The sequence below is a fragment of the Orenia sp. genome (genome assembly GCF_055140805.1).
Genome location: NZ_JBSQYM010000115.1, coordinates 1 through 9,706 on the forward strand (window position 1 = coordinate 1; position 9,706 = coordinate 9,706).

A 9,706-nucleotide genomic window follows, 5' to 3' on the forward strand; every position below is an offset into this window, starting at 1 on the left:
TGTGTCAGGAATCGGGAATCTGGAATCAGTCTGTTTTACTGATAACTGGTCCCTGACTCCTGATTCCTAAAGGTGTCACAATATCCCCATTAAATTACATTTTAGACTTGGAGATCTATAAATCTAAAGATGTTAAAACTTAATTAAAAACTTGACAATTGAAGGTATATTTTTTATAATTAACATATAAATTTATTGGTATATACCAATATCAGAGATTTAGTAATATAAGTACTAATTACTTATATAAGAAGCTTAAAATTATAGGAATTATTTTTAAAATAAATAGAGAAAAGAAATTTTTTTATTATCAACCTTGGTATAGACCAAGGTATAACTATCTATTTATCAATTGAAAGAAGAGATTATACTATTGATTATAAATATCTTTAGTGGTCTAAAATAATAGTGATATTAACTTGAAATTATAAGGAGGCAATTATGAATAAGTTAGAGAAGAGGTTTCCAGAAGGGTTTTTGTGGGGTGGAGCAACTGCTGCTAATCAATTTGAAGGAGCATACAATGAAGATGGAAAAGGACTATCAATCCAAGATATATATCCTCAAGGAATAAAGGGAGGAAGAACAGACAAACCAACAGAAGATAATATGAAGCTTGTTGGGATAGATTTTTATCATAGATATAAAGAAGATATAGCTTTATTTGCAGAGATGGGATTTAAGGTATTTCGAATGTCAATTGCTTGGTCAAGAATCTTCCCTAATGGTGATGACAGTGAGCCAAATAAAAAAGGTTTGGAGTTTTATGATAAGGTATTTGATGAATTAGCAAAATACGATATCAAGCCATTGGTTACTCTTTCCCACTATGAAACTCCTCTCGCTCTCTCTAAAAATTACGATGGCTGGAAGAATAGAAAGCTGATAGATTTCTTTGAAAAATATGCGAGAACTGTCTTTACAAGATATAAAGATAAAGTCAAGTATTGGCTTACTTTTAATGAAATCAACTCGACATTACACTATCCATATATGGGTGCAGGGGTATGGACACCAAAAGATAAATTAAGTAAAGAGGATCTATACCAGACTATACATCATAAGTTAGTAGCAAGTGCTCTTGCAGTAAAGGTAGGTCATGAGATAAATCCTGATTTCAAAATAGGTTGTATGATTTTGGGTATTCCTAACTATCCCTTAACACCCAAGCCAAGTGATGTAATCAAGGCAATGCAGGATGATAGACAGAATCTCTTTTTTGCCGATGTTCATGTAAGAGGGGAGTATCCAAAATATATGAATAGAGTCTTTAAAGAGAATAATATCGAGCTTGATATTATTACTGAGGATAAGGAGATATTAAAGCATACTGTTGATTTTATCTCCTTTAGCTATTATATGAGTTCTTGCTCAACCTCTGATCCCCAAAAAAATACTCAAGGGGAAGGGAACTTTTTAGGAGGAGTACCCAATCCATACTTAGAAGCATCTGATTGGGGCTGGCAGATAGATCCTGAAGGATTAAGATATATCTTAAATCAATTGTATGATAGATATCAAAAGCCTTTGTTTATTGTTGAAAATGGACTAGGAGCTTATGATGAGCTTATAACTGATGAAGCTGGTAATAAGACTGTAAATGATGATTATAGAATAAAATATTTAAATGATCATTTAGTACAAGTAGCAGAAGCTATAGAGGATGGAGTAGAACTGATAGGATATACAACCTGGGGATGTATTGACCTAGTAAGTAACTCGACAGCAGAGCTTAGAAAGCGTTATGGATTTATATATGTAGATCGTTATGATGATGGAACAGGAACTTTAGCAAGATATAAAAAGAAGAGTTTTGATTGGTATAAAGATGTAATAGCAAGTAATGGTCAAGTATTATTTGAAGATGAAGAGTGATATCATTATTTAGCAATAAAATAATATAATATCAATTTCATTTAGAGGTCATAAAAGTATAGTAGTAGATAAAAGAGTCCAGTATTAATACCTATTTGTAAGTGTATTTAGCATGGACTCTTTTTTCTAATTGTTTTAAATTTTTGAGGTTTGGAGATGTAATTAAAGATAGCTTATATTAGAATAAGAAGGTGAAAAAAATGACAGAAAAAGAGAAGATGTTAGCTGGAGAGTTGTATAATGCTGCTGATGAGCAATTGGTCTTAGAAAGAATTAATGCTAGAAAAATAACACGACTTTTTAATGAATCAACAGATAAGAACAGACATGATATTCTTAAAGAGCTTTTTGCTAGTACTGGGGAGCGATTTTATATTGAGCCAAACTTTCGCTGTGATTATGGTAGTAATATTTATCTTGAAGATAACTTCTATGCCAATTTTGACTGTATTATCTTAGATGTCTGTAAAGTTACTATAGGTAAGAACTGTATGTTAGGACCAAGAGTATCTATTTATACTGCTACCCACCCATTAGATGCTAAGTTAAGGGTTTCAGGAGCAGAATATGGTAAGCCAGTGACCATTGGTGACAATGTTTGGATTGGGGGCAGTGCTGTAATTAATCCAGGTGTTACTATTGGTGATAATGTTGTAGTAGCTTCTGGTGCTGTTGTTATTAAGGATGTACCTGATAATGTAGTTGTAGGAGGAAATCCTGCTAAAATCATCAAGGAGCTTTAGTATTATAATTAATTAATATTTAGGAGGACAAAGGGGATGAAAATAGAACATATCGCAATTTGGACTGATAATCTTGAAAGATTAAAGGAGTTTTATATTAAATATTTCAATTGCACAGTAGGAGATAAATATATTAATGAGTCTAAAAACTTTGAATCATATTTTTTATCTTTTGATCAAGGGTGTCGCTTAGAGATTATGCATAAGCCATCAATACCTGAAAACCTAAATAATACTGCTGACCAGTATCTAGGATTAATTCATTTTGCAATCTCAGTTGGGAGTAAGAACAAAGTTTTAGCTCTTACAGAATGGTTAGAAGAAGATGGTTATGAGGTTATAGGTGAGCCTCGAATGACCGGTGATGGATATTTTGAAAGTGTAATTCTAGACCCAGATGGAAATAGAATTGAAATAACTGCTTAAAAAGATAGATTTGAAACTTCTAAATAATATTTCAGATTAATTTGTGGTTAAAAGGAGGTTTTTAGATGTTGGCTGATTATCATATACATACAAATTTCAGTAATGACTCTACTTATGAGATGGCGGATCTAATTAAAAAGGCAATATCCTTAGGAATTGATGAGATCTGTTTTACTGAGCATGTGGATTATGGGGTAAAGGGAGATTTAAATTGTAATTATCTTGCTTATATTAAAGAAATTCAAAGATATAAGGAGAAATATAAGAATAAAATTACTATCAAGCTTGGTATTGAATTTGGGATGCAGGTACATACAATCAATCAGTTTCAAAAGGATTTTGATCGATATGACTTTGATTTTGTTATTCTTTCTTGCCATCAAGTAGATAATCAAGAGTTCTGGTCACAGGCTTTTCAAAAGGGAAAGACACAGCAGGAATATAATCGAAAATACTATGAAGAGATATTAAAAGTGATTAGAAAATATGATGATTATAGTGTTTTAGGACATTTAGATATGATTACAAGGTATGATAAACTAGGAAAATATCCTTTTGCAGAGATAAAAGATATTGTGACTGAAATTTTAACGCAGGCAATTAAGCAGGGAAAAGGGATTGAGGTTAATACCTCTAGCTTCCGCTATGGCTTAGAAGATCTAACACCTTCTAAAGAAATATTAAAGTTATATCGAGAATTAGGTGGGGAAATTATTACAGTAGGCTCAGATACTCATCAAGAAGAAGACGTAGGTTATAAGATTGTCTATGTCAAAGAAGAGCTTAAAAGACTAGGCTACAAAGAATTTTGTACCTTTGAAAAGATGAAGCCTATTTTTCATAAGTTATGAGCCTGCTATATTATAGATGTCTAATTCTAAGATGAAACTTCATGGGGATATGGTGACACTTTCGTATCTTAGTTGACAGTGTACAGTGGTTTACACGAAGAGTCTTATATTTTAGACTCGTAGGGACGGTTGACAGTTAAGTTCAAAAGCACTAAAGGCTCTTAAAGTCTAGGGTTTTGTCTTTTTACTGTAAACTGTCCACTGTCAACCGTCAACCGTCAACTCCAAAGAAGTGTCGCATTATCCCCAAATCATATCACTTTTTTTATTAGTAAAGGAGATAATATTAGAAATTTAATAAAATCTTTAGAAGGGATAAATTTGTTAGATGGGAGACTAATCTTTGTACATAGGAGATGATAAAGATGTTTAATCATGAAGTAGAGATGGTTTTATTAGATATGGATGGAACTTTATTAAATTCACAATCTGAGGTTTCTTCACGAAATAAAGAGGTAGTAAAGCAATTGATTTCAGAGGGATATAAGGTTGCTATTGCTACTGGGAGAAATTATTATGAAGCTAGAAGTGTAGTCAAGGATATTGCAGGTTTAGCTTATATCACTAACAATGGTAGTCATATTATAGACTTTAATGGCGAGATTATCTTTAATCGAACTATTGGTCAAGAAGATACTATCTCTTTACTTAAAATAATAGAAAGTTACCCTTCACTCAATTATTCATTGGCTGCTACAGAAGAGATCTATATGAAGAGTAAATTAAAGTTTATTAAGATGGTTTTATCTCATAAGGGAGTATTTAAGAATAAATTGAATCTCTTTAAAAGCTTTGCCTTAATAAAGCGGTTAATCAGATTATTTAATTCACGAAAGACCACAGATAATATTTATGAGGTGCTAAAAAATACTTCTTTAGCCGTGCAAAAGATAGATGTGATGGGTAAAATAGATGAAATGGAATCCTTAAAAAAAAGAATTGTAGAAAGCTTTGGAGAGAAATTTAAGCTAAGCAGCTCATCTAAAGAGAATTTAGAGATAAATCCCCTCAATATATCCAAGGGAACAGGACTATTATATTTGGCAGATAAATTAGGGATTGATGTTAAGAACTGTATCGCTTTTGGAGATGGGGGAAATGATTTAGAACTCTTTGAGATTGCAGGAACCTCGGTAGCAATGTCAAACTCTGAATTTGGTGAGTTGAAGAAGAAAGCAGATATCATAGCAGAAAGTAATGATGATGATGGAGTGGCAAAGGTGCTAAGTGAGTTACTATAAGCTATTTACTTATAGAAGATTCGATTGTAATTAGATGGGGGAAATGATAGACTTTAGTTACAATAATGATAGTAGATACTAATAGAACTAAATAATTTTTAAGTTAGAAAGAAGGTTAAAATATGAAATTAGAGGATAATAACATCCCTTTATATTATCAAATAGAGAATTTGATTAGGGATAAGATTGAGAATAAAGAATATATACAAGGAGAGAAGATTCCATCAGAACGGGAATTAGGGGAAGTTTTTAAAGTAAGTAGAATGACTGTTAGGAAGGCCCTTGAAAATTTAGTAAGTGAAGGTATTTTAGAAAGAAAAGAGAGGCAAGGAACCTTTGTTTCTCGAGATAATTTAAATGAGTTTCCTAGTCTAGTTGGAGTTAATGAACATATCAAAGCTGAAGGAATGATGCCTAATAATAAAATTATTAATAAGGAATTAATCAAGCCAAATAAGAGGATTATTAAAAATCTAAATTTAAATTCAACTGAGAAGGTTATTTTGATAGAACGATTAATTTTAGCAGATGATAAGCCAGTAGGCTTTGAACAATCTTATATCTCTTATGCTATCTGTCCAGATTTATTAGAGATCGATATTAGCCAGCAATCTATCTATGAGATGTTAAGAAGAAATGGTCACAAACCTACAAAGGCTAAAGATGAAACAAGCGCAATATTAGCAGATGATAAGTTAAGTAGATTGTTGGAGATAGATATAAAGCAACCTGTTTTAAAGAATATTAGGACTACTTTTTCTAAAAATAGACCAATAGTGTATAGTTTTAATTATTATGGTGGGGATAATTTTGTCATGACTAGAATAGTCTCCCGATAAAAAGTTATTAAACTATTATCTTTACTAAATTTTGTATAATATTTTCTTGACATAAGATTATTAATTGAATATAATTATATTAGAAATTAATGATATACTTATATAGTCATCCAACTTTAAAATTAAAAAATATAGAGATATTATGACACTTTCGTGTCAGGAATCGGGAATCAGTCTGTTTTACTGATAACTGGTTCCTGACTCCTGATTCCTAGAAGTGTCGCAATATATACATTAAATTACACTTTAGACTTGGATATCTACATATAAATTTTTAACGACTATATTAGAATATAATAATATAATTACATAATTGAAGGTTTTAATTTATACTATGTCAAGCTAGTTTAGTTTAAAGAAATTAAGTATTAGTATATCTATTGCATCTGGTACAAAGTAGAGATGGTGTATTGTATGATGTAGAATTAATTTATAATAGATAAACTAGGAGGAAAAATATATGCCATTATTAGCTAAATTGAAGAGTGATTTATTTAAAGCCTTGGCACACCCAATTAGAATTCAAATCTTAGAATTGTTAAAAGAAGGAGAGTTATGTGTCTGCCATATCTATGAAAATTTAGACCAGAGCCAATCCAATATCTCCCAACATCTTGCTAAGCTAAAGAATGCTCAACTGGTTAATGATAGAAAGGATGGTCTACAGGTCTATTATAGTCTAAAGGATGAGCAGGTTATTGAGATTTTAAAGATTGCTAAAGCAATTTTGCTAAAGCAATTAGAAGAGACTAGGGAGTCATTATTAAAGGGGTGATGGAGAATGATAAAGTGGTTTGCTGATTTGATGATCTATAATTGGCTTAATTTCAGTGAGGGGACTCGTTTAGGTGAGTCAGTGCATTTCTTCTTTTATGATACGATTAAGATTATAGTCTTGTTGAGTATTATGATCTTTTTTATCTCGATTTTGCGTAGTTTCTTTCCACCAGAGAAGACTAAGAAGTTGTTGAGTAACAGAGGTAAGTTTGTTGGTAATTTCTTAGCTTCAGCTTTAGGAGTAGTTACTCCTTTTTGTTCCTGTTCTTCAGTACCAATCTTTATTGGTTTTATTGAGTCAGGTGTACCCTTAGGGATTACCTTCTCCTTTTTAATTACCTCACCAATTGTTAATGAGGTAGCCTTAGTGATGTTATACTCATTATTTGGTTGGCAAATAGGAACCTTGTACTTAATCAGTGGAATAGTTGTGGGAGTAGTTGGTGGAATGATCATAGGGAGTATCGGCTTAGAATCTGAGGTAGAAGAGTATGTCTATCAGATTGAGATTGATGATGATGAGATAGAGCAATTAACTTGGGAACAGAGAATTGAGTATGCTAAGAGTGAGGTCAAGGATATTGTTGGAAGGGTCTGGAAGTACGTCTTAGTTGGAATTGGAATTGGAGCTTTAATTCATGGCTATGCTCCAGCAGAGGTATTGGCTAAGTATGCAGGTGAAGGAAATCCTCTGTCTGTTATAGTAGCTGTGTTAGTAGGTATTCCTCTTTATTCTAATGCCATGGGAACAATTCCAATTGCTCAGGCACTCTTAGATAAAGGTGTAGCTTTGGGAACAGCACTAAGTTTTATAATGGCTACTACGGCATTATCCTTACCAGAGATGGTTATCTTACGTAAGGTAATTAAGCCTAAGTTAATAGCAATCTTTATTGGTGTAGTCGGGATAGCCATTATTGGAGTGGGATATATGTTTAATTGGGTCATGTGATTCTTTCTACTTGTGGGATATTATATGATATAAGGGTATTACGACACTTTCGTGTCGGTGTGAGTGAAGTGCCTTTTTATTGAATTTCACTCACACTCCCACACCAACTTACACTTATAAAAAGTGTCGCAATATACCCATAAGCCGACACTAGATATGTTAAAATTAAATTAATATAATTAATTGTCAACTGGACTTAGAAGGGAGGTTGGAGTCAATTTTAGAATTATCTAGAGAGAAGAAGAATAGATTAATTAATGAGATTCAAGGTTTCTTCTATAATGAAAGGGAAGAGGAGCTAGGAATTATTGCTGCTGAAAGGGTATTGGATTTCTTTTTAGAAGAGTTGGGGACTTTAGTTTATAATAAAGCCTTAGATGATTCTAGGCTTTGGTTTGTAGAGAAGTTAGAGAATATAGAGATAGATTATGATTTATTATATAAAAATAGCAATTCAAAAAGATAAATAGGAGGGATTAAGATGAAGATTACTGTGTATGGTGGTGGGTGTAAGAATTGTATCAACTTAGCTGATAATGCTAAAGCAGCTGCAAAAGAGTTAGGGATTGAGCTTGAACTAGAGAAGGTGACTGATATGGCTGAGATTGCAATGGCTGGGATTATGAAGACTCCTGGTCTAGCAATTGATGGTAAGGTGAAAGTAAAGGGTAGAGTAGCCAGTAAAGAGGAGATTAAGAAATTACTTAAGTAAAACTAGATTTGGAGTTATAGAATGATAGTGCGACATTTTTAGGAACCTGGAATCAGTGGTCAGGAATCAGGAATCAGTTATAAACACTGATTCCTGATTCCTGATTTCTGATTACTAAATTTTCGCAATATCCCCATTAATAATCCTTCTTTACAATAGATTTTAGTTGAAATCTGGGTATTATATAAAGTACTAGCAATCAAGTAGTGAAATCCGTTTAAATATTTGATATAATGGATAAAATAAACTAAGAGGTGAGAGTTATTCAAATGGAAGAATATGATATTATTATTGTAGGAGCAGGACCAGCGGGAATGTCGGCAGCTATTAATGCTAAGGCCCGTAATAAGAGTGTAGCTATCTTTGAAGGAGGGCAGATAGCTAAGAAGATTGATTGGGCACCACATGTCAATAATTACTTAGGATTTAGCAATGTTAGTGGACCAGAGTTAGCACAAGCGTATATTGAACATATTGGGGATTTAGAGATTCCAATCATTAAGCAGAAGGTGGTTAAAGCTTTTCCAATGGGAGAGAAGTTTATGGTTACTACCAATGGTGAGAATTATCAAGCTAAAAAATTGATTTTAGCTTTGGGAGTAATTCAACAGGCCAGATTGAAAGGTGAAGAGAAGTACATAGGTAAGGGTATCAGCTATTGTGCTACCTGTGATGGGATGCTATATAGGGGTAAGGATGTAATGGTAATTAGTGATAGTGCTCATCATGAAGAAGAGGCAAATTTCCTAGCAGATATCTGTGAAAATGTCTATTATGTAGCTCAATATAAAGAGATTGAGAATTTAGATGAAAGAATTCAAGTTATAGATGCTAAGGTCGAAGAGATAACTGGTGATAATATGGCTAATAAGGTGAAGTTAAGTACGGGTGAATATGAGGTGGCTTGTACCTTTATCTTAAGAGAAACTGTACCACCAACTGAGATAGTTGATGGCTTAGAGTTAGCAAGTAAGAAGTATATTAAAGTCAATCGAAAGTTTGAAACAAATGTAGCTGGAGTTTATGCAGCAGGTGATTGTACTGGAGAGCCATTACAGATCAGTAAGGCTACAGGAGAAGGACAAGTTGCTGCTCTTAATGCAGTTAAAGAGATAGGGAAGTGAAGTTAAATTGGGGTGATATCAGTAGTGATGTCATCTCTTTTATTATGGGGGAATAGATAGATATTCAGACACTTTTCACTTTAGTGTATAGTGTAAAGTTGATAGTTTATAGTTAAGTTCAAAAACTTAAAACATAAGGATTTTAATCTTTTAACTATCCACTATA

General features: G+C 32.6%; 11 protein-coding genes. All 11 read left to right on the forward strand.

The genetic code is table 11. The annotated features are described in order from the left end of the window. Window positions 1-441 precede the first annotated feature (441 nt). The 11 genes from ACTCDL_RS11340 to ACTCDL_RS11390 all read left to right on the forward strand — a co-directional run bounded on the left by ACTCDL_RS11340 (window position 442) and on the right by ACTCDL_RS11390 (window position 9,540). Window positions 442-1,875, forward strand: a complete 1,434-nt coding sequence (locus tag ACTCDL_RS11340; protein ID WP_463176616.1) for a glycoside hydrolase family 1 protein — start codon at window positions 442-444, stop codon at window positions 1,873-1,875. 200 nt (window positions 1,876-2,075) lie between these two features. Further along, window positions 2,076-2,618 carry a sugar O-acetyltransferase gene (locus ACTCDL_RS11345; protein WP_463176617.1) on the forward strand — a complete coding sequence of 181 codons (543 nt, stop codon included), beginning with the start codon at window positions 2,076-2,078 and terminating at the stop codon, window positions 2,616-2,618. A 36-nt stretch (window positions 2,619-2,654) separates the two neighbouring features. Continuing rightward, the gene (locus tag ACTCDL_RS11350) at window positions 2,655-3,044 is read left to right on the forward strand and encodes a VOC family protein (RefSeq protein ID WP_463176618.1); all 390 of its coding nucleotides are present in this window, start codon (window positions 2,655-2,657) and stop codon (window positions 3,042-3,044) included. Between the two features lie 65 nt (window positions 3,045-3,109). Continuing rightward, window positions 3,110-3,895, forward strand: coding sequence for a histidinol-phosphatase HisJ family protein (locus tag ACTCDL_RS11355; RefSeq protein WP_463176619.1), 786 nt, complete (start codon window positions 3,110-3,112; stop codon window positions 3,893-3,895). Window positions 3,896-4,260: 365 nt separating this feature from the next. After that, on the forward strand, window positions 4,261-5,136 hold the full coding sequence (locus tag ACTCDL_RS11360) for a Cof-type HAD-IIB family hydrolase (protein WP_463176620.1): 876 nt from the start codon (window positions 4,261-4,263) through the stop codon (window positions 5,134-5,136). Between the two features lie 122 nt (window positions 5,137-5,258). Beyond that, window positions 5,259-5,975 (forward strand): GntR family transcriptional regulator, encoded by a 717-nt coding sequence (locus ACTCDL_RS11365; RefSeq protein WP_463176621.1) that lies wholly within the window; start codon window positions 5,259-5,261, stop codon window positions 5,973-5,975. Window positions 5,976-6,435: 460 nt separating this feature from the next. Next, window positions 6,436-6,750 carry an ArsR/SmtB family transcription factor gene (locus ACTCDL_RS11370; RefSeq protein WP_463176622.1) on the forward strand — a complete coding sequence of 105 codons (315 nt, stop codon included), beginning with the start codon at window positions 6,436-6,438 and terminating at the stop codon, window positions 6,748-6,750. Between the two features lie 6 nt (window positions 6,751-6,756). Continuing rightward, on the forward strand, window positions 6,757-7,704 hold the full coding sequence (locus ACTCDL_RS11375) for a permease (RefSeq protein ID WP_463176623.1): 948 nt from the start codon (window positions 6,757-6,759) through the stop codon (window positions 7,702-7,704). A gap of 208 nt (window positions 7,705-7,912) precedes the next feature. Further along, window positions 7,913-8,170, forward strand: a complete 258-nt coding sequence (locus ACTCDL_RS11380; RefSeq protein ID WP_463176624.1) for a DUF2164 domain-containing protein — start codon at window positions 7,913-7,915, stop codon at window positions 8,168-8,170. A gap of 15 nt (window positions 8,171-8,185) precedes the next feature. After that, on the forward strand, window positions 8,186-8,416 hold the full coding sequence (locus ACTCDL_RS11385) for a thioredoxin family protein (RefSeq protein ID WP_463176625.1): 231 nt from the start codon (window positions 8,186-8,188) through the stop codon (window positions 8,414-8,416). A 269-nt stretch (window positions 8,417-8,685) separates the two neighbouring features. Next, on the forward strand, window positions 8,686-9,540 hold the full coding sequence (locus ACTCDL_RS11390) for an NAD(P)/FAD-dependent oxidoreductase (RefSeq protein WP_463176627.1): 855 nt from the start codon (window positions 8,686-8,688) through the stop codon (window positions 9,538-9,540). The last annotated feature ends 166 nt before the right edge of the window (window positions 9,541-9,706 follow it).

Bases quoted from the DNA above. Each gene is read 5' to 3' on its own strand.
- ACTCDL_RS11345 (WP_463176617.1), top strand. From the start codon at position 2,076: ATGACAGAAAAAGAGAAGATGTTAGCTGGAGAGTTGTATAATGCTGCT.
- ACTCDL_RS11375 (WP_463176623.1), top strand. From the start codon at position 6,757: ATGATAAAGTGGTTTGCTGATTTGATGATCTATAATTGGCTTAATTTC.
- ACTCDL_RS11390 (WP_463176627.1), top strand. From the start codon at position 8,686: ATGGAAGAATATGATATTATTATTGTAGGAGCAGGACCAGCGGGAATG.
- ACTCDL_RS11340 (WP_463176616.1), top strand. From the start codon at position 442: ATGAATAAGTTAGAGAAGAGGTTTCCAGAAGGGTTTTTGTGGGGTGGA.
- ACTCDL_RS11365 (WP_463176621.1), top strand. From the start codon at position 5,259: ATGAAATTAGAGGATAATAACATCCCTTTATATTATCAAATAGAGAAT.
- ACTCDL_RS11385 (WP_463176625.1), top strand. From the start codon at position 8,186: ATGAAGATTACTGTGTATGGTGGTGGGTGTAAGAATTGTATCAACTTA.
- ACTCDL_RS11370 (WP_463176622.1), top strand. From the start codon at position 6,436: ATGCCATTATTAGCTAAATTGAAGAGTGATTTATTTAAAGCCTTGGCA.
- ACTCDL_RS11355 (WP_463176619.1), top strand. From the start codon at position 3,110: ATGTTGGCTGATTATCATATACATACAAATTTCAGTAATGACTCTACT.
- ACTCDL_RS11350 (WP_463176618.1), top strand. From the start codon at position 2,655: ATGAAAATAGAACATATCGCAATTTGGACTGATAATCTTGAAAGATTA.
- ACTCDL_RS11360 (WP_463176620.1), top strand. From the start codon at position 4,261: ATGTTTAATCATGAAGTAGAGATGGTTTTATTAGATATGGATGGAACT.